The sequence below is a fragment of the Pseudomonas sp. NFX5 genome (assembly GCF_049132125.1).
Classification (GTDB): domain Bacteria; phylum Pseudomonadota; class Gammaproteobacteria; order Pseudomonadales; family Pseudomonadaceae; genus Aquipseudomonas; species Aquipseudomonas marginalis.
Genome location: NZ_JAFMZG010000044.1, coordinates 618671 through 641239, shown reverse-complemented (window position 1 = coordinate 641239; position 22569 = coordinate 618671). Strand labels below are relative to the sequence as shown.

Here is a 22569-nt window from a genome sequence, read left to right as displayed (position 1 = left end):
CACCAGGCAAAAAAAAGCCCGCGAACTGGCGGGCCAAGGGATTTACTGGAGTAGGTAGGCTTTACCCTATAGGGCTGAAAGTGAAGGCTTTGTGAAAATGCTGTCGCGCGTTCGGATGGCGTACAGCATCAAGCGCGGTGCACGAAAGTGCGCATGGTTTGGCCTGGGCCGGTACTGAACACGATGGGCCTGGGCATACCTTCATCCGCCGCAATGAACACAAATGAATCCCCCTCGAGGCGATAACTGGCGGGCAGGTGCTTACCGGCGTCATCGCCCAGGGCGTCCACCCAGGTAATGCTTTTGGGAACCGTGCTGCTGTCGAGGAAAAACCGACCCGCCAACAACACCTCGCCACTGACGGTCTTCACTTCGAAGCGGTCGCCGCTGATAGTGGTTAAAGCACCCGGAGCGCTGTGGGCATCGATGGGATTGAGTACGCCACTGTCTTCGAGTGAGATTTGCTCCCAGGCGCCTTGAAGGGCTTGAATATCTGGGTCTGAAATGGATGACATACAAATTCCTTTTTGCTGCAGGAGTAATTGCCGGACGTTGCCGGCGGTGCTGCCTTTTACCATCTTTCGCCGTTCGATGATCGGTGGTTGCCGGGCCCCAAGGCCAGCCCGTCGAGGCGTCTGCAAGGCACATTCGGTAGACAGGTTTTCACAATTCTTGATTAACTTTTGGTTACAAACTGTGGCTAAATAACTGCCACGGACCACGTATCGGGACATTACTCAGCCGTTCGTGCCAATTGTGTGAATTGTGATTTCAGATGCTGCTATCCATCCTCAGCCGTTGTGGGCGCGCAGGAGCAGCCTGTTTTCTTCTGACATGTGACGAAATCCCTTGAAACTCATCATTGTTGTTCTCTACGTTGCCTCCATTGCGTATGTACACCTGCGTGGTCGGGTGCGGCATAAGCTGGGCCGCCAACTCAGTGATCATTCGACCTTCCTGGCCCCGATCAACTGCTTGCTGTACCTGTGCTCCAGGTTACCCGGCCGTCCCTACCTGTCACCCAGTGACTTTCCTGACTTGAGCCCCCTTGAGGCGCATTGGAAGGAGATTCGCGAGGAGGGCCTGAACCTCATGCACATGGGTGAAATCAAGCGCTCGGACCAGTACAACGATGTAGGTTTCAACTCGTTCTTCAAGTCTGGCTGGAAGCGCTTTTACCTGAAATGGTACGGCGAAAGCCATCCTTCGGCGATGAAGCTGTGCCCGCGTACCACCGAGCTGTTACAGGGCATCGGCTCGATCAAGGCGGCAATGTTCGCCGAGTTGCCACCGGGCTCCAAGCTGGTGCGCCACCGTGACCCCTACGCCGGTTCGTACCGTTATCACTTGGGTCTGGTGACCCCGAATGATCCGGGCTGCTATATCAATGTGGACGGCGAGAACTATTACTGGCGTGACGGTGAGGCAGTGATGTTTGACGAGACCTACATCCACTACGCCGAAAACACCACGCAGCAGAACCGCATCATCCTGTTTTGCGATATCGAGCGGCCGATGAAATATCGCTGGGCTGCCACGTTCAACCGTTGGTTCAGTCGTAACGTCATGGCCGCTGCAGGCTCGCCCAACGATGCAGGCGACAAGACCGGCGGGCTCAATCGCGCATTTAACCGGCTGTACAAGATTCGCTTGCGTGGCAAAGAGCTGAAAAAACGCAACCGCACACGTTACTACCTGGAAAAATGGGCGATCTTCGCGGCCCTGGCACTCATCTTCATACTGATTTGAAGTCGATTCGGGCGTTAGTCACTCCGGTGGCTTTGCGCCCAACTTTTCCCACATTTTTTTACTGATCTTCTGCCGATTGGCGTAGCCGGCCCAAGGATCAACCTTCAGCTCCTGCAAGCGTTGGTGCAGGTTGGCCACCGTCCATTGCTGAGCGCCGCGCAATCCCTTCAATTCCTCGCGACTGACCGGCACCGACACCGGCAGCCCAGGGCGTGCGCGCACCGAATAAGCCGCCACGGTGCTCGCGCCTCGTGCATTGCGCAGGTAATCGATAAAGATCTTGCCTACACGGTTTTTCGGCCCGGAGGTGGCGGTGAAGCGCTCGGGCAGTTGCTCGGTCATGAAATGGGCAATGGCCTTGGCAAAGGCCTTTACGCTGTCCCAGCCATCCCGCCGCGCCAACGGTATGACCAGGTGCAAGCCTTTGCCGCCGCTGGTCTTGACGAAGGCTTCCAACCCCAGCTCGTCGAGTACCGACAAGGTGAGCTGAGCGGCTTCCAGCATGGTTTTCCAGGGCAGCGCCGGGTCCGGGTCAAGGTCCAGCACAAACAGGTCCGGGGTTTCGATCTTGTCCGAGGTGGCGCCCCAGGTATGCAGTTCGAGGGTGCCCATTTGCACGGCCCCAATCAGCGCTTTTGTCGTGTCGATCTCCATCAGGCGCGCATGGCCTGGGTCCAGTGCCGGGTCCAGTTGCTTGATGTTCGGAATCGCCAGGCGCTCCGCGTGCTTCTGGAAGAACTGCTCGCCCTCGATGCCTTCCGGAGCCCTGAGCAGGGACACGGGGCGATGGCGCAGGAAGGGCAGGATCCATTCGCTGATGCCTTCGTAGAACTGCGCCAATTGCTGTTTCTGCGTGCCGCTTTGCGGGTCGATGACGCGGTCGGGGTGAGTGATCGTCACCCCGCTGGCTTTGCGGGCCGCCGGTGCTTTCAGGGTTTTGGCCGCGCGGGGCTGCTCCCGGATGACCTGCGCGGCGGGTTTGTCCGTGCGCAACCCCACAAACGCTGCCTGGCGTACCACGCCCTCTCGGGTCCATTGGGCAAACTGCACCTCGCCCACCAGTGTCGGCTCCACCCAATGTACGCCGCGCGCCTGGGCGCCGGTAAGCGGTTTTGCCAGGGGCGACGCGGTGCGTTCCAAAGGCTTGAGCCGGGCATGGATATTTTTCAGTGAGGCCTGGTCGAACCCGGTGCCCACGCGCCCGGCATAGACCAGTGCGCCATCGGCATGGACGGCCAGCAGCAGCGCACCAAAACCGCTGCGTGAGCCCTGGGGGAGGGTGTAGCCGACGATCACGAACTCCTGGCGCAGGCGGCATTTGAGCTTGATCCAATCGGTACTTCGACTGGAGACGTAGGGACTGCCCTTACGTTTGCCGATCACGCCTTCCAAGGCCAGCTCGCATGCGCTTTCGACAATATCGCGCTGGTTGGCGGCAAACGCCTCGGAGAAACGCAGCAATTTGCTGCGGCTGCCGGACAAGGCGTCTTTGAGCGCGGCGCGACGCTCCTCCAGTGGCGCCTGGCGCTGATCGCTGCCGTTTAAAAACGGCGCGTCGAACAGGTAGTAGACGATGTCCAGGCTGCGGCCGAGCTCAAAGGCATTTTGCAGCGCCTGGAAGTCCGGCAGGCCGTCGTCATTGAGGCTGACCACCTCGCCATCGAGCCAGCTGTCCTTGAGCTTCAGGGCCTGCAGGGCCTTGACCTGGCGTGGCAGGCGCTCGGTCCAGTCGTGGCCATTGCGGGTAAACAGGCGTACCTCGCCGTCGCGGATGCGGGCGAGCATGCGGTAACCATCGAACTTGATCTCGTAGTGCCAGTCGCCTTCGGGCGCACGGTCCACCAGGGTCGCCAGTTGCGGGGCGAACTGCTCGGGGAGGGCCGTTGCCCGCTTCTGTGGTTTGGCGCGAGGCCTGGTCTTGGGTTCACCGACCGAGGCGTCACTGAGCACGCTCTTTGGCTGGGCCTGGACGATATCGTATTCGGTGGCGGGGCGGGCCTGCTGGTCTTTTTCCTTGATCAGCAGCCACTGCTCCTTGTCGCCGCTGCCCTTGAGGCGCGTACGTACCAGCGCCCAGTCACCGGAGAGCTTTTCACCGACCAGGGTAAATTTGAGTTTGCCGGCGGCATAGGCCTTGCGCGGGTCGTCGTGGGGTTGCCAGATGCCGCGGTCCCACACGATCACATCGCCGGCGCCGTACTGGCCGGCCGGGATGCTGCCCTCGAAACCGCCATAGCTCAGGGGATGATCTTCAACGTGCACGGCCAGGCGTTTCTGGCTCGGGTCCAGGCTCGGCCCCTTGGGCACTGCCCAACTGAGCAGCACTCCGTCAAGCTCAAGACGGAAGTCATAGTGCAGGTTGCGCGCAGCGTGCTTCTGGATCACGAAGCTCAGGGCCGATGCCTTGGGCTTACGACCCGGTGCGCGGCCTGCTGGCTCGGCGGTGACCTCGAAATCGCGTTTACGGTTGTATTCGCTCAGGGGCTTGGCCATGTGGTTCTCCCGCATACGTCAGGCTCAAGAGGCCTTTTTGCCGGTTTTTTTCGCGGCCGGTTTTTTCGTCGTCGGCTTGCCGGCCAGGCTGCGCTTGAGCAGCTCGGTCAGGTCGATCACATCGGCGGACTTGCGTTCCTCGCTGCCTTCCTGGGATTCGACGTCTTCGATCTTGCCGGCCTTGGCCTTCCTGGCCACCAGCGCCATGATCTTTTCCTGAAAGCTGTCGCGATATGCCTCGGGCTGCCAGTCGGCGCTCATGTCTTCCACCAGGCGCCTGGCCATGTCCAGCTCGCCCTTGGCCAGGCTGGGTTTGGTCACATCGCTGGGCAGTTCCAATTCATCCAGGCTGCGCACTTCAGCCGGCCAGCGCAGCATCACCAGCACCAGCGCCGACTCCAGGGGCATCAGTGCCGCCAGGTGTTGCTTGGTGTGCAACACCACATTGGCCAGGGCCACCTTGCGGGTTTTCTTCAACGTTTCGCGCAGCAGTGCGTAGACCTTGCCACCGCGTTTATCCGGGGCCAGGAAGTAGGGCGTGTCGATGTTCTGCAACGGAATCTGGTCGCTGGCGACAAACGCGATGATTTCGATGGTCTGGGTCGACTTGGGGTGGGCAGAGCGGATCTCATCTTCGCTGAGTACCACATAGCGGCCTTTCTCAAACGCTACGCCCTTGACGATATTCTCCTTGGTGACCTCCTTGCCGGTGGCCTTGTTGATGCGCTTGTAGCCCACCGGGTCCATGCTGCGCTTGTCCAGCCAGTCGAAATCCACGCCCTGGGCGGACGTGGCCGAGACCAGCGATACCGGAATATGAACCAGGCCGAAACTGATGGCGCCTTTCCAGATTGCCCGTGGCATACGTGCGATTCCTTAACAAGAAGCTGTGTTCTGGTGACTCGAAGGCTGCGTGAAAAGTTTCGCCGGGCAGATGCGTGGACAGATCTCGTTACACCTGATCAGAAACTATTTAGTTACGAAAGCCGAACCCAGGGCGTAGCGTGGTATCGAAAGCACGTACTCCTCGCCCCAGAGAGGCTTTGTCATGAACAGCTGTGTGCGTCATCTCGCGGTGCTGGTGTTGGGCCTGGCACTTGGGCCAGTTGCCCTCGCGCAAAACCTGCCCGGCAGAAGCGATTCCAATACCGGCCCGATCCACCGGGCCAACCCCAACAGCATGCAGGGCACCCAGCCCAATACGCCGGCGGTGCGTGGTATTCAGACCGTGCCAACGCCGCGCACACCGACCCTGGAAAACGGTGGTATCGGCAATCGCTACCCGCAACGCGATGCGGCCCCCAGCCGTCCCGCCACCGAAACCAAAGCCCCCACCTATGATGCCAACGGCAATCGCCGGTAAGGACGCTGTCTTATGTTTATACGCAAAACCCTGCTCGCCACCCTGTGCGCCACCGCGCTGCTTGCGCAGACGGCCGTTTATGCCGCCGATGGGCAGCAGTTCCCCAGTGAACAAGGCAGCATCACCGCGACTCCGATTGCCAAAGGCCTCGATCACCCGTGGGCCGTGGCGTTTCTACCCGACCAGCAGGGTTTCCTGGTGACCGAGCGTCCGGGCCACCTGCGCTTTGTCAGTCCGGACGGCAAGCTGTCTGCGCCGTTGACCGGCGTGCCTGAGGTGTGGGCCAAGGGGCAGGGCGGTTTGCTCGATGTGGTGCTGTCGCCGGACTTCAAGCAGGACCGCATGGTCTACCTGGCGTACGCCGAAGGCGGCGGCAAGGGCGGCACGGCCGGCACCGCTGTGGGTCGCGGGCGCCTGGCGCCGGACCTGAGTGGCTTGACCGATTTCAACGTGATCCTGCGCCAGGAGCCGAAACTCTCCACCGGCAACCACTTCGGTTCGCGCCTGGCCTTCGACCGCGATGGCTACCTGTTCGTAACCCTGGGGGAAAACAACGACCGCCCGACCGCCCAGGACCTGGACAAGCTGCAGGGCAAAGTCGTACGGATCTACCCGGATGGCCGCGTACCCGATGACAACCCGTTTGTCGGTCAAGCCGGGGTACGTCCCGAGATCTGGTCCTACGGCCAGCGCAATCCGCAGGGGCTGGCGCTGAACCCATGGAGTGGCACGCTCTGGGAAAACGAACACGGGCCGCGCGGCGGTGATGAAATCAACATTATCGAGCGGGGCAAGAACTACGGCTGGCCGCTGGCGACTCACGGCATCAACTATTCGCTCACACCGATTCCCGAGGCCAGGGGCAAGACCGCAGAAGGCACCGTGGCGCCCCATCATGTGTGGGAGAAATCACCGGCCATCAGTGGCATGGCGTTCTACGACGCCGACCGGTTCAAGGCGTGGAAGCACAACGTGTTCATCGGTGCGCTGGCCAGCCAGGAACTGATTCGTCTGCAGTTCGATGGCGACAAGGTTATCCATGAAGAGCGCTTGCTGGGCGGTTTGAAGGCACGCATTCGCGATGTGCGGCAGGGGCCGGATGGCTTTCTGTATGTGCTGACGGATGAGGACAATGGCGTGCTGTATCGAGTGGGCCTCAATCAGGATTGAGCAAGGAGCCGCAAGCTTGAAGTTTCAAGCTTGCGGCTTCAGTCAAAGCCCGAGTTCGGACAACCCCGGATGCTCATCCGGGCGCCGTCCCAGCGGCCAGTGGAACTTGCGTTCGCTCTCCTTGATCGGCAGGTCGTTGATGCAGGCAAAACGATTGGCCATCAGGCCATTCTCGTCGAACTCCCAGTTCTCATTGCCATAGGAGCGGAACCAGTTACCCGAGTCGTCGTGCCATTCGTAGGCATAGCGCACGGCGATGCGGTTGTCGGTAAAGGCCCATAGCTCCTTGATCAGCCGATACTCCAGCTCCCTGGCCCATTTCCGGGTGAGAAAGCCCTTGGCCTCTTCGCGGTTATGGGCGAATTCGGCGCGGTTACGCCACTGCGTGTCCAGGGTGTAAGCCAGCGACACCCGATGCGGGTCGCGGGAATTCCAGCCGTCTTCGGCCAGGCGCACTTTTTCAATCGCCGATTCACGGGTAAACGGCGGCAAGGGCGGACGTGTTTCTGCGGTAGATGACATCAGGCGGCTCCTCAAAACCATACAGCGTTATCGAAAGTTGCCAGGCGGGTGCGTTCACAGTCCCAATAACGTTCGCGCCATGCATTGCGCATTATCGGCAGCTGTTGAATCACCCATGACCAGGGCAACGGTAATGGCGCCATCGATCAGGATCAGCAGTTGCGCGGCCTGCCGTTCGGGGTCGGGGGTGCCATGTGCTTGGCACAGTTCGAGTGCGTACTCGAACAGTTTCTGTTTATGGGCCTTGGCCAGCAGGCGGACCGGGTCGTGCGGGTCGCCGGTTTCGCCACTGGTGTTGATAAAGGCGCAGCCGCGAAAATCCGCCGAGCCGAACCAGGCCTTGAGCGCGTCGAACAGCGCGAGCAAGCGTGCGCCGCTGCCATCGACGCGCTCCACTTCGGCGCGCAGCCAGTGCATCCAGCGCTCGTCACGGCGCTGCAGGGCCGCGATCACCAGCTCATCTTTATTGGCGAAGTAACGGTAAATGCTTTTTCGCGAGACGCCGGCGGTTTTCACCAGGAAGTCCATGCCGGTGGCGGCGATGCCGTGGCGATAGATCAACTTCTCGGTGACGTCGAGGATAATGTCGCGGGTTTCATTGGGGGTCATATCGTTCATGGCTGCTAAAGTAGAACGATCGTTCTTCTTTGTCAGCAGGAATTTTACTCTCTGCCACTGCGAGACCTGAGCACCCCCATGGTGTAAGCTCGGGGCCTCTTCGGATTCGACCCATTGCGAGCCTTATGCCGTCGTTCTTCAAACGCTCCCTGTTGCCCAAACTGCGCGGTTTTCCCCTGACCCCCGACGCCATTGACGTGCTGTCCGGCGCTGACGCGTTCCGTCGCTGCCTGCTGGAGAACATCGCCACGGCCACCCGCCGCATCTACATCGTCGCGTTGTACCTGCAGCAGGACGAGGCAGGGCAGGAGATCTACGACGCCCTGCACGCCGCCAAGGACGCACGGCCGGAGCTGGACATCGTGGTGGTGGTCGACTGGCTGCGCGCCCAGCGCGGGCTGATCGGTGCCGGCAAGCAACCGGGCAACAGCGCCTGGTACCAGGCCATGACGCAGCGCCATGCCAGTGAAGTGCCGGTGTACGGCGTACCGGTGCAAACCCGCGAGCTGTTCGGCGTGCTGCACCTCAAGGGCTTCGTGATCGATGACAGCGTGTTGTACAGCGGTGCCAGCCTGAACAACGTGTACCTGCACAAGTTCGATAAATACCGCTTTGACCGTTACCACCTGATCCACAGCCAGCCCCTGGCGGATTCCATGCAGCACTTGGTGGAACACGGCCTGGTGGCCTCCAAGGCCGTGCACCGCCTCGACCTGCCCAACCCGCCGACCACCCGCAGCCTGCGCAACGACATCGGCGACCTGCGCAGCCGTCTCAAGCACGCGGCCTACGACACCACCGCAGGGCAGTTGCCCAACGGCCACCTGTCTGTCAGCCCGTTGCTCGGCGTGGGCAAGAACAACCCGTTGAACCGCGTGATCCTCGAACTGATCGCCAGCGCCCAGCACCAACTGACCATCTGTACGCCGTACTTCAACCTGCCGCTGCCGGTGACCCGGGAGATCAACCGCGCCCTGGCGCGTGGGGTGAAGGTCGACATCATCGTCGGCGACAAGACCGCCAACGATTTCTACATCCCGCCCAGCGAACCCTTCAAGGTGATCTCGGCACTGCCGTACCTGTACGAAATCAGCCTGCGCCGTTTCGCAAAACGCCATCAACCGGTGATCGACAGCGGCCAGTTGAACCTGCACCTGTGGCGCGACGGCGACAACACCTACCACCTCAAGGGCATGTGGGTCGATCAGCGCTACACCTTGCTCACCGGCAACAACCTCAACCCACGGGCGTTTCGTCTCGACCTGGAAAACGCCTTGCTCGTCGATGACCCCCAAGGCCAGTGGCTGGAGCCGCGACGCACGGAGCTGGCGCAGATCTTCCAGCACACCACGCGGATCGAGCGTTACCAGGACTTGCAAACCCTGGTGGATTATCCGCAGGCGGTGGGCAAGTTCCTGCGTCGCGTCAGCCGGGTGAGGATTGAGCGATTGCTGTACCGAATCCTTTAAGCCGCCTTGTGAAATCATCAGCAATGCAATCGTAGAGGGTATCGGACAGTTCCTATATCCAGCCTGGGATAAGCGTCTTTAGATTGCCTCTCACCGTTCACGGATGGACGGATCCATTCTTAATGGACTCATCCGAGAGAGCGATGACTATGTTGATGCTACTGCCTCACAGCCGCCCATCCGTTCCGGAGTTTCCCACCCCACCCAGCGCAGTGCCTGCTGCGCCTGATCCCATACCGACTCAACCACCCACCCTGCGCAGGCGGCGATCCACTGCCGATGCAACGCCGGCCGCGGCTGGCCCGTGGACGCGACTGCCTCCCCGGGATCAGGCGCGCACTGCCGCCGCCGACACTCAGTTGGCTGAGCGCGTTGCCGCCGCTGAAAGCAGCGGCTACACGATGGTCGAGGTGCCGCCGGACAGCAGTCCGGGCCTGGCAACGCGCTTGTACCAACACCTGCTGAACCGGCCAGCGTTGCAACAGTGGATTGCCGAGCAGCGCCTTGAGCCTGCGACCCTGACCTTTCACCGCGATCATATCGAGGGCTACGCCAACCATAATGGTGTACGCAGCGCCGTCAGATTCAGCCTGACCGATAACTCCGGCTGGAACGAAGTTTCCCGCACCCTGAGGCCGATTCGAGAACTGCTGGACCCCTCGGACCAGGGGCTGCCTTTTATCGGGCCAGACGACGCATTGTGGCTGCCGCGCCAAGGGGTCGGCCAGATCACTGCCGGCAACCTTGAGCAGACCTGGCAAGTGATCAGCGAACTGGAGGAGCGCCTTGCCCTGGCCGATCGCCTTGAAGCAGAACTTGAAGAACTGCCGGACACTGCGCGTACGGACTGGTCGGATCATGAGACCGAGCTTTCACCGGCATCGTCATTGCCCCGGCATAGCCAGGCTGCGGTGGAGCGTTTGCAGCGGTTTGTCACGTGCCCGCAAATGGTTCGCCTGCTGGAGCAGGAGGGCTTCGCCTGGGCCGGTGCGCCATTCAGGGTGTCTGAAGGCAGGCTTGAGCGCCTGAGTCCGGTAGGCGGTTGGGTGAATCTGACCCGCTACGTGGAAGCCGTACCGGAACTGAACGATGAGTTCGAGGCACTGGCGGCGCTCAGCGTGCCCTTGGGCAACGCCCTGTACTCGACGCCACGCTACGACATGCGCCAGCTCCTGGATTTCAAGGGCTTGGGCTCGGCGCGTACCGTGAGTGAAACGCGCAACCTGGTTGCCTGGTTGCGCACTGCCTTGCCAACGCCGCCGCCATTGGGGGACTACGGCGCGTTGTTGCCCCAGGAGTGGAAGCCGGGCACCTTGACCGCAGACGATCAAAAGCACATGGGCACCATGGCCGACATCCGCCTGCGCGGTCCCCTGGCTCGTGGGTTCAGCGCATTGTCCAGGGTCACATTGCAGGCGTTGCAGGCCGACCCGCAGGCTCACCTGGACAGGCTGCTGGACAGCCCGGATGCCTTGGCGTTCGGCGAGCAAATGGCTGGCGCGCTGCGCTGGCAGGTGGGCCAGGGCGCTAACTCGACGCTGCCCAGGACGCTGCTCCAGCAACTGGTAACCGCCGCGATCAAGCTGCACGTCGATCCCTCGATGTCCGACAAGCCCGGGGAAGTGGCGGGCTATCCGATCTACCAGCCGACGAACATGGGGCGCTCGTTCAGTCAGGTACGCCGTGACATCGAGCGCCACCTTCAGCACAACAAAGGCCTGGACCCCAAGCTGGCGGTGTTGGCTGCCCACGTGTGCCTGGCGCAGGCGGCGCCGGAAATGCTCGTGCGCGATGTGCCCGAGTCCGTGAGTATCGGCACGCCGGCCTGGATGGAGCTGCGCCTGGGCTGCGCATTGGCCGATCACAATGCGCCAGGGACGTCGAGGATGATGAATGAACAGCAGGTCACCGACTTGACCACCCTGGAACCCGTCAGTGACGCGCAGGCGACGCTGATGCAACTCAATGCCTTGAAAGTCATCGCTGATTGGGGGGTGTTGAACGGCTGTATCAGGCAGCGCAGTGACAGTGGATACTCGTCGGGGGATATCCAGGAGGCGGCGCGGGTATTTTTCCGCCAGCGTGAAGACGTCGCCACCGCCTTCACGACTGCGAGCAGTGAACTGCCGACGCGCAAGGCGCTGGCGATCAAGGAATTGCTGCGCGTGTTTCCTGGTATCACCCAGGCCGAACTGGAAGGCATGACCGTGCATGTGGCCAGTGCAGAGGATCGTCGCAACCTGCCGGTCTCGGAACCGCGCACCCGCTCGTTGGTGGAGACCTATATGACCGGCGACCTGGCACCGGGCAAATGGGTGCTCAGTGACGACATGCCTGCTTTCCCCGCGACGGCGAAAACGCCTTACCACCACGCGCGGGCACCCCAGGTAACCGAGGCGGCGCGGGCCAGGCTCGATACACGTATTCGCCGTCTGCCCGAGCTGGATAAGTTGCTGGAAAACTCGGTGCTCCAGCACCGGAAAAAGCTCCAGGACGCATACGCCACCAAGCTTAAGCTGATGTTTGCCGAGTTGCCTCTGGAGGATCGCAAGTTGCTGGAACTGGGCAAGGTCGAACTGTTCACCTTGCGCCGGGAAACCGGGAAGATCCAGGCCGAGGAGACCGACGCACTCAAAGACGCCAGCAGGGCGCGCCACGGCACCCTGATGCGCGTTGAGCATGGACCCACGGTCGTGCATTTCGAGGTGTTCGCCAACGGCAAGATCATCAAGCGTACGGATCTACCCGACGCGATGGAGCTCGACGGCGTCATTCACCGCGAGGGTTTTCCATCACCCCATGGCCCGGTGTATTTACCGGTGGTACGCGGCGCGCAGATGAACCTTGATTTGGACGCCTATGCCAACGGTTCCCATCCTGATCCCAACCCAGCATTCCAGGCGGTGATCGTGTCGGCGTTGGGCGGCGCATTTGCTGCGCGAGAATTACCGCCCAGCCATACGCCGGAATCGTTCGTCCCGGACACCTACAGTTCGCGAAAAACAGCGAGCATCGTCAACAGGATCGCCCAGGACAACTTTTACGAGCCCGCCGAAAGCATGTTGCAACGCGCAAGCGAGTCACTGCCGCTGGAGAAGCACCGTGAAGCGCGGGCACGCGATCATGCCTTTCTACTGGGGTTCGTGCCGTTCGTGGGGGCGTATCAGGAGTTCAAACAAGGCAATATCAGCGCAGGTCTGGCCAACCTGGCACTGGATGTAGTCGGCGTGGCCATTGGTGCGGGTAGCCAGGCCCGGGCGCTGATCCGCTCGGCCAGGGCCCTGGTGCCCCGCCGCCTGACCCAGCTTGTTACACGACTCAAGCTATCGGCGATTGCAGTGCCCCAGGTGAAAGCTGGAGCGAGTTTCAGCGATCGAGCATTTGACTTCATCAAGCAGTCCGGTTTGTTTACCAGTGCGGCGCTGAACCCGCTGGATGGTTACCCGCAGATGATCAATGCCGCGACCAAGGGACTGGTAAAACTGCCGGCGTTGCTGGCGGGTGGGGCAATGAAGTGGGGCAAGACGGTCCCGCATCTGGTGACCGCCGAGGAGAAGTTGCGTGCGTATCTGCTGATTGCAGCCGGGCAGGCGAGCGGCACGGAGGCGCCCGTGGTGACACCGACAGCGGGCAAGGCGGGGCGTTATCGGGAGGTCGACGTGCACGCCACGCCATACAACGGCCGCTGGTATGCGATTGACCCGCGCAGCGGCGCGCCTTTCGGCACGCCACTGAACGGCTTCCAGCCAACCCGTTGAGCCGACGACCTCCCGCGCCAGGCGCGGGAGGCCGTATCAGTTCAGGCCCAGCTTGCCGCGCAGGGTCGACAGGTCTTCGGCCAGGGTGTTGACCGGACCTACCAGCGCCTTGCGGTCGTTTTCCTTGACCTTGTCGTAGGTCTGGAAGCCGCCGTCCTTGGTCTTGTACTTGGCCAGGATCTTGTCCACGCTGGCGAAGTTCTTGTCGACCTTGGCCAGGAAAGCCTTGTCCTGTTTCTCGATCTGGCCACGGAACAGGTCGACGATTTTCTTCGCACCGTCGATGTTGCCCTGGAAATCATACAGGTCGGTGTGGCTGTAGCGGTCTTCTTCACCGGAGATCTTGGTGGCGGCAACTTCTTCCAGCAACGCAGCGGCACCGCCGACGACTTTCTCCGGCGGGAAGGTCAGGCCGTCGACACGGGTTTTCAGGTCGTTGACGTCAGTGTTGAGCTTGGCCGTCAGGGCTTCCAGGCCTTTGGTGGTGTTCTGGGAGAACAGCGCGTACTCGATGCGGTGGAAACCGGTGAAGTCTTCGGCGGTCACGCCTTTTTCGTGGTCATCGACCCGGGAGTCAATGGACGCATCCAGGTCGCTGAACAGCTCGGCGATCGGCTCGATGGACTCATAGTGCACGCGGGTCGGCGCGTAGAGCTTCTTGGCGGTGGCCAGGTCGCCTTGGTTGATGGCGTCGGTGAACGCCTGGGTCTGGGTGACCAGCTCGCCGATTTCTTCGGTGACGTAGATCTTGTAGTCCGACACCGGGCCTACCAGGTCCAACGGCGCGGTAGCGGCAAACGCTGCCAGCGGCGAAAGGGTCATTAACAACGACAACGCGATAGTCGACTTCTTCATGGGACGTGTTCCGCTCTGGTTTGTTTTAGGTGTGGGCAGTGGTTTGAAAAGGCGTTGCAGCGAGCAGCGTGCGCCCGATGAAATCCTTAGGTCCGGTGACCCCCGGCAAGGTGAAGAAATACCCGCCGCCGACCGGCTTGAGGTATTCCTCCAGGGGTTCGCCGTTGAGCCGGGTTTGCACGCTGATAAAGCCTTTCTCCAGGTCAGCCTGGTAGCAGATGAACAACAGCCCCATGTCCAGCTGACCGTTTTTATTGACGCCGTTGGAGTAGTTGAACGGCCGACGCAGGATCAGGTTGGCCTGGGTCTGCGGGGTGCGCGGGTTGGCCAGGCGGATATGGGCATCGAGCTTGGTCAGCTTGCCTTCCGGGTCCTTGCTGTAGTCGGGCACCTGGGATTCTTTCTGGCCATCCATGGGCGCGCCGCTGGTCTTCACACGGCCGATGATGCTTTCCTGCTCCTGCAGGGGCGTGCGGTCCCAGCGTTCGACGAAGTTGCGGATGATGCGCACCGCCTGGTAGCTGCCATGGGCCGCCCAGCTCGGTTCGTCGCTGCCGGGTTGGACCCACACAATCTGGTCCATGGCCTTGTTGTCGTTGGAGTTGGGGTTGGCCGAGCCGTCGCGGAAACCCAGGAAGTTGCGCGCGCTTTGTGCCGGTTCGCCGGGTTTGGCCGGTGCCTGGGGCGGCACGCTGCCTTCCTGCTTCCAGCGCACCAGCAGCAGGTCGGGCAGGTTTTTCACGATGTCGCGCAGGGCGTGGATATTGGTGTCCGGGGTGTTGGAGCTGAATTGCAGGCTCAGGTCGCCGTGGCACTGCGCCGGTTCCAGCGCATCGTTGGGGAAGCCCACCATGCGGATCAGGCGCTTGGGTTTGACGGCGGCCAGGCCGAAGCGCTCATCGAACAACGATGCGCCGACGGACACGGTGATGGTCAGGTTATCCGGCGTGACCACCGGGCCGAGGATGCCGGAATCGGTGGGCGGCAGCTTCGGGTCGACCTGGGGTACGGTGCCGCCGGTCATCAGGAAGCCGATGCGTTCGTTCAAGGTGCGGAACAGGCGCTCCAGGTCTTCGCGGTCGCTGGCCAGGACGTCGAACGCCACGAGCATGCCGCAGGCCGGGCGTGGGGTGACGATGCCGCTCTGGTGCTGGCCGAAAAAATCGTGGTGGTCCTGGGTCTTGTCGCTGCGCGGTGCGGTGGTGACTTGCTCGGCGGCGGCCGCCATGGCCGGGCAGGTCAGGGTGCTGCCGGCAATGGCGGCACCGGTGGCGGCCATGCCCAGGAGGACACGGCGACGTTGTGCTGAAAACTGTTCTGAATCACTCATGTGTGCGGTCGTCTTCACTGCAGGCCGGAAAGGCCAAGGGCGGGGTCGATTCCATCGAGTGCGGCGGCCAGAGCCTTGGCCTTGTCGGCGATCTGCTTGCGCTGATCGGCGGTAACGCTGTCATACGTGGCGTAGCCCTTATCGAGCTTGAAACCCTGGAGCTCGGCATCGAAGGCGGCGAGGGCGCTGTCGACTGTCGGCAGCAGGTCGGCGGCGGACTTGGTCAGCAGCGGACGCATCAGTTCGACCACCTTGTGCGCGGCCTCCAGGTTGGCGGCGAAACCATTAAGGTCGACATGGCTGTAGCGCTCTTCTTCACCGCTGATGGCGCGTACATCCGCCAGGCTGTTGAGGTTGCGCACCACGATGCTCACCAGTTGTTCCGGCGGCAGTGACTGCGCCAGCAACTGCTGTTTGAGGCGGGTGACATCGGTGACCAGGCGCTGCGCAATCGGCCCCAGGCCATCAAGGCTGCGTTGCTGGAACAGGCTGTATTCGAGGCGATGGAAGCCGCTGAAGGCCGGGTCTTGCTCACGTTTTTCAAAGTAATCGGCCCGGGCGTTGATGGCGTTGTCCAGCTCGGCCAGGCGCTGCGAGGCCGGGGCCAGGCGTTGGTAAGCCTCACGGGCCGGCACGTACAGCGCTTGCGCCTGAGCCAGGTCACCGGCGTCGATCGCCTGTTGCAGGGCGGTCACGGCCTTGACCAGGGCACTGCCCTGGCTGCTCAGGTACACGCGAAACTCCGACAGCGGGCCGATAAACGCCACCATCGACGGCTTGGCCTTGGCCTGGGCGTCGGACTCAGCCGTCGGCGTCACATGCAGGGTGCCGCGCGGGTTGCTCAGCAGGCCGCAGGTAATTGCATAGTCGCCTGGCAGCAGGTTGGCGTTGATCACCTGGCTCAGGCCGGGGGCGATGTTTTCGCGCTCTTCGACCACCAGCACGCCGTCGAGGATTTCCCACTCCACCGCCCGGTCAGAGCGGTTGATGATGCGAAAGCTCGCACGGCCGGCCGGCACCGTCAGTGCATTGGGCTCGCAGGCATGCCCATGGATGGTCACGGCGATTTCATCGTGGTTGGTCTGGCGCTTGCTGGCCGCCAGTTGCGAGGCGTAATAGAACAGGCCACCGGCGGCGATCATCACGACCACCGAGCCGGCTACCGCCCAGCGCAGGGCGCGGGGGGGCGAAGCGGGTTGAGGCGTTGGGTTGGACAAGAGACGGTCCTTACTGGCTGGAAACGGAAGAAGGGCTGGCGGCAGGCTTGGGCGGTGCCGCGGGCAGGAAAAACATCACCAGCGCCACCACCAGATACATCAGATAGGCGCCCAGGGTGCTGACGGTCGGCGCTTCCTGATAGCCGAACATGCCGGCCAGTACCGAACCGAGCGGGCTGTCCATCGGCAGCTCGGCGCTGAAATCGAACAGCACGGTCTGCCAGTGGTTCCACACGCCCGCTTCATGCAGGGCTTGCACCGAGTTGGCGAGGATGCCGGCGGCGACCACGAGGATGAACAGGCCGGTCCAGCGGAAAAATGCACCGAGGTTCAGGCGCATGCTGCCGGTGTAGATCAGGAAGCCGACGATGATCGCCAGGACCAGGCCGAGCAGGGCGCCAATCGGTGCGCCTGGGCCTTCGCTCTGTTGGAACACCGCCAGCAGGAAGAACACGGTTTCCAGGCCTTCACGAGCGACGGCGAAGAACACCATGAGGATCAACGCCGTGACCTGGTGTTTGGAACCGGTCAACGCCTGGTCAAGGGAGGCGTGCAACGAATGCTTGATGGAGCGCGCGACCTTGCGCATCCAGAACACCATGGAGCTGAGGATGCCCACGGCGACCAGGCCGACGATGCCTTCGAACAATTCCTGCTGCTTCTGCGGAAACTCGGCACTGACCAGTTCCAGGCCACCGCCCACCAGCAAGGCCAGGGCCGCGGCGAGGAACACGCCGATCCACACGGCGGGCATCCACTGGCCGCGGCCGGTTTGTTGCAGGTAACTGGCGATGATGCCGACGATCAGCGCGGCCTCAATGCCTTCGCGCAGCATGATTAAAAAGGGAACAAGCATCGGGCACCGCAGCTTAAGTAGATAGGAGGCTAAGTTGTAACATAATGATACTCATTGCTAAACAGGAAAACTTGACGTTTGCTGAACAATGGCTGAACGGTGGTGGCGAATCGCAACCCACCTTATGATGCACGGCATCTCGAGAGCCGCCGGATTGCCCAACCTCCCATGTCGGAAAAAGACACCATCTCCATCCATCTCGTGCGCGAGGCCTTGTTGCAGAGCTGCGCACCGGGGCCGGCCACCGTCGAAGCCTTGAGCAAGGTCGGGATCGAGCCGGCATTGCTGGAACAGCCCGTGGCCCGCGTTCCGGCCACCGCCTACGCCCGTTTGTGGCGTCTGCTGGCCAGGCGCATGGACGATGAGTTCTTCGGCATGGACCCGCGCAAGCTCAAGTCCGGTAGCCTCGAGTTCCTTTGTCGCGCCGCCATTGCACAGCCCAGCCTGGCATCGGGCCTGCACACCGGCCTGGGGTTCCTCTCGCTGATGCTGGAACACCTGCCAGCCCAGCTGGTGCGCCAACAGAGCCTGGCGGAAATTGTGTTGCAAGAACCCGAGCCAGCGCCCAAGCGCGCATTCACCTATTTCACCTACTGGATGATCGTGCACGGCGTCGCCTGCTGGCTGGCAGGCCGGCGCATCCCGATCCTGGCCATCGAACTGCGCTGCCCGCAGCCGGACTTTTGCGATGACTACCAGGTGATGTTTTCCGACAACCTGCGTTTTGATCGGCCACGCACGCGGATGATCTTCTCCGCCGACTGCCTCGACCTGCCGATCAAGCGCAGCCCGGAAGAACTCAAGCGCTTCCTCGCCCATGCGCCGGCCAACATCCTGGTCAAATACCGCAACCCCGACAGCCTGGCTACACGCATCAAGCACGACCTGCGGCAAATGCCTCCCGACACCTGGCCTGAGACCGAGGGCCTTGCGGCCACGCTGTGTATCTCCGCTTCCACGCTGCGCCGCCGCCTGGCGGAAGAAGGGCAGAGCTACCAGGGACTCAAGGACAGCGTGCGCAAGGAGTTGGCGATTGTCTGGCTGGCCGAACCGCAGATCAGCTTTGCCGAGATCGCGGCGCGGTTGGGGTTTGCCGATACCAGTTCGTTTTATAAGGCGTTTCGCAAGTGGGTGGGGTCCAATCCTGGGCATTACCGCAGTTTGATCCTGGGGGAACCTCGTTGAGTCGCGCACAGGCTGCTGGCGGCCAGGACTTTTCTGATCCCATCCATTCGTGTTCCGGGGCAGGGTAGACACTCTTCAATCGTGAAAGCGAGTTCTCCTGATGTCCAAGGTCGTTGCTACGCCTGAACCTGTTGCAGTGGGTTTGCCATCCACGGCCGCCGGGATTCAGCCAGATCGTTCCCCAGAGGTCATCCGTCCGGAGCCTTTGCTGCGCCCTTCGACACTGGTTCATCACATTCCAGGCCAATTGCAGGGCATCAGCGATTTTTCGCAAGCCCTGCTCGACACGGCGATACTGGAAGCCAGAAATAAGGAACGCTGGATCGCTGCCCTGGAGCACCACGTGCAGGGCAAGGCGGATCAGGACACTATCGACCTCGCCGAGATCCGCTTTTCAAGCGTCACGAGATCCACGCTGGCGACCGATGTACAGCGTGGGCGCAAGGCCCTGGCCGCTTTGGCAAATCGTCCCGGCATGCAGGCGGCCTTGGAAAAATATGGAATCGACAGCCAGACTGCCCATCTACGCATCTTCGATGGACGCTTAGAGGTATTGGACAGTGCAGGGCGCTGGATCGATTTGAGCGACTCTGTATCCGCCCGGCCAGGCTTGAAGAAACGCTTCGACACGCTGTTGGACATGGCGCGAACCACCGGACATATTCTGCACTCCACGGGCGAAGTCGATGCATTGCAGATGCTGCGCGTGACGCTGCCCAACGCCGACGGGCAGGATGTCCCGCGCTCGGCCAAGGTCATTCGCAACCTGATTGGCTGGCAGCGCCATCCGCTTCCCTCCAGCCCGCCGATGGGCAACTATACCGGGCCCTGGCTGGCGCTGGACTCGCCGCTGAAACTCAGCCAGCAAGACCGCCAAACGCTGGTTGGGTCCTTTGAACGCTTCGTCGGCCCGCAGTGGCTGGATAAGCAGCCGCCTCTTTCCGGAGACGTCGATGCGCACATCCTTGGGCGGTTACGCAGCCAGAAGAATCTCAATGTGTACCGCCAGCACCGCTTGCTGGAAGGGCTGAACGCTCCCCACGATGGTTGGCGCAAACAGCAGCTCAATCAGTTGCAGGTTACCGCCCATCTGTTGCGTATTGATCCGCACCTGGGGCAGCAGAGAAATCACGTGGCGGGGTATGACCTGTACTCGCTGCAAAATGCCGGGCTCAAGATGGCCGATGCCCGCGAAGACCTGCACATGCACCTGGTGCACCGCAAAGGCGTGAGTCCGGACGCCGTGGAGGTTGTCAGCCATCTATTCCTGGCGACTGTCGCGCCGGAGTTTCTGGTGCGGGATATCCCCGACACCGTGCATATCGGTTCTCCCGCCTGGCTGGTGTTGAGGAAAACCGTTGCCCTGCTTGAAGCCCACGCGCCAGGATCGAGTCGGACCCTGACCTATGCTCAAGTGCTGGAGCGCGCGGCTCTCCAGCCTCCAACACCCGCACTGGTGCCGTTGTTCCAGGCGGCCGAGGCAGATCCGTTGCTGGATTGGGGCGTGCTCAATGGCGTGATCGCGGGCCGTGCCGATGACCGTTACACCGTGGAAGATCTGCGCAAGAGCGCGGGCAAATACAAGGACTATATCGAGACCACTCAAAAGGCCACTGCGGTCCTGCAGACCCCTCCCGTGACGCGCAGAGCCTTGGCCCAGGCGGACCTCAAGGCGGTGTTCCCAGGGCGGGACTTGGATAAGCCCGTGCAGAGAGATACCTATCCGATGCCTTTTTTCATGGCTGATCCCTCCCATGAATTGAGCTTGATCGACCTGCATATGATGGGGGCGTTGAAGAACGGTGGGTATGCGCAAAAAGTGGCCAACGGCCCCTTTGGCGGGACTACGGCAGACATAGGTAGAGAGCTCGCCGACCTGCAGGCGGGTTTTAATCGGCTTCGGTTTACCAAAGACATGCTCGACCGCTCGGTAAAGTCGGAGGTCGACACGTTCACCTCAGCCATCACCACACGTCTCAAGGACCTGTTCAGCAAAATGCCCTATCAGGACCGACAGCTGCTGGAGCGAGAAGAACTGACGTTTTACCGGGTCGAGGGCGAGTCCATCACCGCCGAAGGAAAGACCATCAGCGGTGCGGCGGAACAAACGGAGCGGGTAAAGGGGCGCTATGGTTTTATCGTTCAGGCGGGACAGGGTGACAATGCGAAATGTTTTGAGTTTTGGCCCTTGAGGGGCGAGTACTTCGAGCGTCCCGATTTCCTCAAGGCACTGGCCCGAGGCGAAGCGCAGGTGCCCCGTGTGTGGGTGACGAAACTGCAATCCCACGCGGACGGCCATGGGGCCAGGGAGTCCCAGGTACAGATACGCGCCCTGCGCGAGACCCTGCCGGCCGGCAGCGGGCGCGGATCATTGGCAGACGGCGGATACTTTTCGCAGAAAACCAGGGATTTTGCCGCCTATGTGCGGCGCCATGACCTGGTGCTCAATCGCCAGGAACTCCTGGACTCCGCCATGGGCACGACGCCGCGTGAGCGTTTCGAGGCGCGCACGCAGGAAGCGGTCAAGACCATTGAAGACCTGCTTATTCCGTTCAAGGGATGCTACGACGACATCGCCTCCGGGCGCGTGAAGACCGAGCTGGGCGCGCTCACCGGCTGTGCGCTCGACGCCGTGATGATTGGCTCCGTGGTCGCTGGCGAGGTTGTGGAAGGGGCGCAGGCTGTCAGTCGGGCAGAGACTGCCTTGTCCAAGATGTCGGCGGCCACCAGAGCGTTTGGTGCGCTGAGCAATAACCTGTTCAACCCTGTTGCGGGTTTGGAGCAGCCGTTACAGGCAGGCTACGAATGGTTGAGCAGCCGCCCTGTTTTTCGTCTTGGCAGGCCGCTGGGGGAGCTCCGTGCGACCTGGAAGACCGCGATGAAGGAGCAACTGGGCGCGCCGCCTTTTGCCACCGAGCGTCCCCGGAAAATGCGCAGGCCTTCCGTTGACGGTGAGCAACCGCGTCCGCACGCCCCGGCTCGACTGCCCACCCTGGAGACCGCCGAAGCGCCCGCCGCGACAAGCCCTCTTGAGCAAAGCCGCCAAGCCATTGAACGAGCACTGCCCATCGCCCGGGAGCGACTCCATGGTGCCTTGAGTGCGTTGTCTGATCCTGAGTTCGAGAAAGACCTCAAATTCGTGTGCAAAACCTTCTTCGGCGCGGATTCCGAGGAGGTCGTGGCTGCCTTTACACGCAAGCAGCGCACCATGAAAGTGGACTTGGACAAGCTGGATCTTTCCAACATCAACTTCCTCGAAAACGAAGGCTCGGAGTGGCAGGCCCAGCTCCTGCCGTCGTCCTATAGCCGTTACAAAGCAGGCTATCGCCAGGAAAAATACATAGAGGTGAATGTGAACGGCGCCACGGACTATTACCGCAGCATGGGGAGTAGCGACGATGCCATGGCCAACACACTGATCCATGAGCAGGCCCATGGTTTTCCCGGTGATGAGGATTATGTCTATTCCGGCGCGATCAAAGGCGGACGCGAGGACATTGCAGACCTGCTCAACCTGGGGAACACCACGGACCCCAAGCACTTTCGCCACTTGGGTGACGAGGTGAAGGAGGCGACCTTGAGCTTGTTCGCCAAGGCGCCCCAGGCGCATAACGCCGATTCGACCCTGTTCGGCATTGCGTTGCTGGACCAGGCTAAAAACAACCGGCCCTTGTACGAGGAAAATGTGAAAGCGATTCAACAGGCGCTGGACAAGGCCAAGGCCACAGGTGGTGTAATTACCGAACAATTGCCCGTCAGGATTATTCGCAAGCGTGCAGTCAGCAGCGCTCCTTTGCCGCGCTTTGTACTGATGCGCCACGACCAGACGGGCAACATCGTCCAGGTGCTGGAGCGGGTCCCCCGGCCTGGGAGGCACGGGCCTCACGCTCCACGGTCTGTCAGCGATGTCGTTCAAGAGGTGTTCAAGTGGCACTGAAGCGCATGTTTGAATGCACTGGGGAAAGACGGATTGTCTGAGCCGCA

The 22569-nt window shown here is 61.7% G+C and carries 16 protein-coding genes; 7 read left to right on the top strand and 9 right to left on the bottom strand.

Annotated features, from left to right (window positions below; genetic code table 11):
• Positions 1 to 128: 128 nt before the first annotated feature.
• Positions 129 to 515 carry a TIGR03067 domain-containing protein gene (locus J1N02_RS30895; RefSeq protein WP_421148232.1) on the bottom strand — a complete coding sequence of 129 codons (387 nt, stop codon included), beginning with the start codon at positions 513 to 515 and terminating at the stop codon, positions 129 to 131.
• Between the two features lie 334 nt (positions 516 to 849).
• On the opposite strand from J1N02_RS30895, the gene lpxO reads away from it, so the two are divergent.
• Positions 850 to 1749 (top strand): lipid A hydroxylase LpxO, encoded by a 900-nt coding sequence (lpxO, locus tag J1N02_RS30890; RefSeq protein ID WP_065948679.1) that lies wholly within the window; start codon positions 850 to 852, stop codon positions 1747 to 1749.
• Between the two features lie 18 nt (positions 1750 to 1767).
• Here the strand turns inward: lpxO and ligD are convergent, their stop codons facing one another.
• Positions 1768 to 4242 (bottom strand): DNA ligase D, encoded by a 2475-nt coding sequence (gene ligD / locus J1N02_RS30885; RefSeq protein ID WP_421148231.1) that lies wholly within the window; start codon positions 4240 to 4242, stop codon positions 1768 to 1770.
• Between the two features lie 24 nt (positions 4243 to 4266).
• Complete coding sequence (locus J1N02_RS30880; protein WP_027607894.1) at positions 4267 to 5106, bottom strand: Ku protein; 840 nt, start codon at positions 5104 to 5106, stop codon at positions 4267 to 4269.
• A gap of 184 nt (positions 5107 to 5290) precedes the next feature.
• Between J1N02_RS30880 and J1N02_RS30875 the strand changes: the two genes are divergently transcribed.
• Both J1N02_RS30875 and J1N02_RS30870 read left to right on the top strand, forming a co-directional pair.
• On the top strand, positions 5291 to 5605 hold the full coding sequence (locus J1N02_RS30875; protein ID WP_027607893.1) for a hypothetical protein: 315 nt from the start codon (positions 5291 to 5293) through the stop codon (positions 5603 to 5605).
• Between the two features lie 12 nt (positions 5606 to 5617).
• Positions 5618 to 6775 (top strand): PQQ-dependent sugar dehydrogenase, encoded by a 1158-nt coding sequence (locus J1N02_RS30870; protein ID WP_421148230.1) that lies wholly within the window; start codon positions 5618 to 5620, stop codon positions 6773 to 6775.
• Positions 6776 to 6817: 42 nt separating this feature from the next.
• Here J1N02_RS30870 and J1N02_RS30865 read toward each other — a convergent pair whose 3' ends face one another.
• Complete coding sequence (locus J1N02_RS30865) at positions 6818 to 7297, bottom strand: DUF1348 family protein (RefSeq protein ID WP_092359444.1); 480 nt, start codon at positions 7295 to 7297, stop codon at positions 6818 to 6820.
• Between the two features lie 54 nt (positions 7298 to 7351).
• On the bottom strand, positions 7352 to 7915 hold the full coding sequence (locus J1N02_RS30860; protein ID WP_027607890.1) for a TetR/AcrR family transcriptional regulator: 564 nt from the start codon (positions 7913 to 7915) through the stop codon (positions 7352 to 7354).
• A 125-nt stretch (positions 7916 to 8040) separates the two neighbouring features.
• Here J1N02_RS30860 and pssA point away from each other — a divergent pair, with 125 nt between their 5' ends.
• Positions 8041 to 9384: a CDP-diacylglycerol--serine O-phosphatidyltransferase gene (gene pssA / locus J1N02_RS30855; RefSeq protein ID WP_421148229.1), complete on the top strand. Its 1344-nt coding sequence runs from the start codon at positions 8041 to 8043 to the stop codon at positions 9382 to 9384.
• A 359-nt stretch (positions 9385 to 9743) separates the two neighbouring features.
• The gene (locus J1N02_RS30850) at positions 9744 to 13142 is read left to right on the top strand and encodes a hypothetical protein (RefSeq protein WP_421148228.1); all 3399 of its coding nucleotides are present in this window, start codon (positions 9744 to 9746) and stop codon (positions 13140 to 13142) included.
• A 36-nt stretch (positions 13143 to 13178) separates the two neighbouring features.
• Here J1N02_RS30850 and efeO (J1N02_RS30845) read toward each other — a convergent pair whose 3' ends face one another.
• The 4 genes from efeO (J1N02_RS30845) to efeU are packed head-to-tail and all read right to left on the bottom strand — an operon-like array spanning position 13179 to position 17400.
• Positions 13179 to 13997 (bottom strand): iron uptake system protein EfeO, encoded by an 819-nt coding sequence (efeO, locus tag J1N02_RS30845; RefSeq protein ID WP_027607887.1) that lies wholly within the window; start codon positions 13995 to 13997, stop codon positions 13179 to 13181.
• Between the two features lie 25 nt (positions 13998 to 14022).
• On the bottom strand, positions 14023 to 15327 hold the full coding sequence (gene efeB / locus J1N02_RS30840; RefSeq protein WP_027607886.1) for an iron uptake transporter deferrochelatase/peroxidase subunit: 1305 nt from the start codon (positions 15325 to 15327) through the stop codon (positions 14023 to 14025).
• A gap of 14 nt (positions 15328 to 15341) precedes the next feature.
• The gene (gene efeO, locus J1N02_RS30835; protein WP_027607885.1) at positions 15342 to 16544 is read right to left on the bottom strand and encodes an iron uptake system protein EfeO; all 1203 of its coding nucleotides are present in this window, start codon (positions 16542 to 16544) and stop codon (positions 15342 to 15344) included.
• Between the two features lie 10 nt (positions 16545 to 16554).
• Positions 16555 to 17400 carry an iron uptake transporter permease EfeU gene (gene efeU / locus J1N02_RS30830; protein ID WP_027607884.1) on the bottom strand — a complete coding sequence of 282 codons (846 nt, stop codon included), beginning with the start codon at positions 17398 to 17400 and terminating at the stop codon, positions 16555 to 16557.
• Between the two features lie 168 nt (positions 17401 to 17568).
• Between efeU and J1N02_RS30825 the strand changes: the two genes are divergently transcribed.
• Complete coding sequence (locus tag J1N02_RS30825) at positions 17569 to 18585, top strand: AraC family transcriptional regulator (protein WP_169898134.1); 1017 nt, start codon at positions 17569 to 17571, stop codon at positions 18583 to 18585.
• A gap of 100 nt (positions 18586 to 18685) precedes the next feature.
• Positions 18686 to 22522 carry a hypothetical protein gene (locus J1N02_RS30820; RefSeq protein ID WP_421148227.1) on the top strand — a complete coding sequence of 1279 codons (3837 nt, stop codon included), beginning with the start codon at positions 18686 to 18688 and terminating at the stop codon, positions 22520 to 22522.
• The last annotated feature ends 47 nt before the right edge of the window (positions 22523 to 22569 follow it).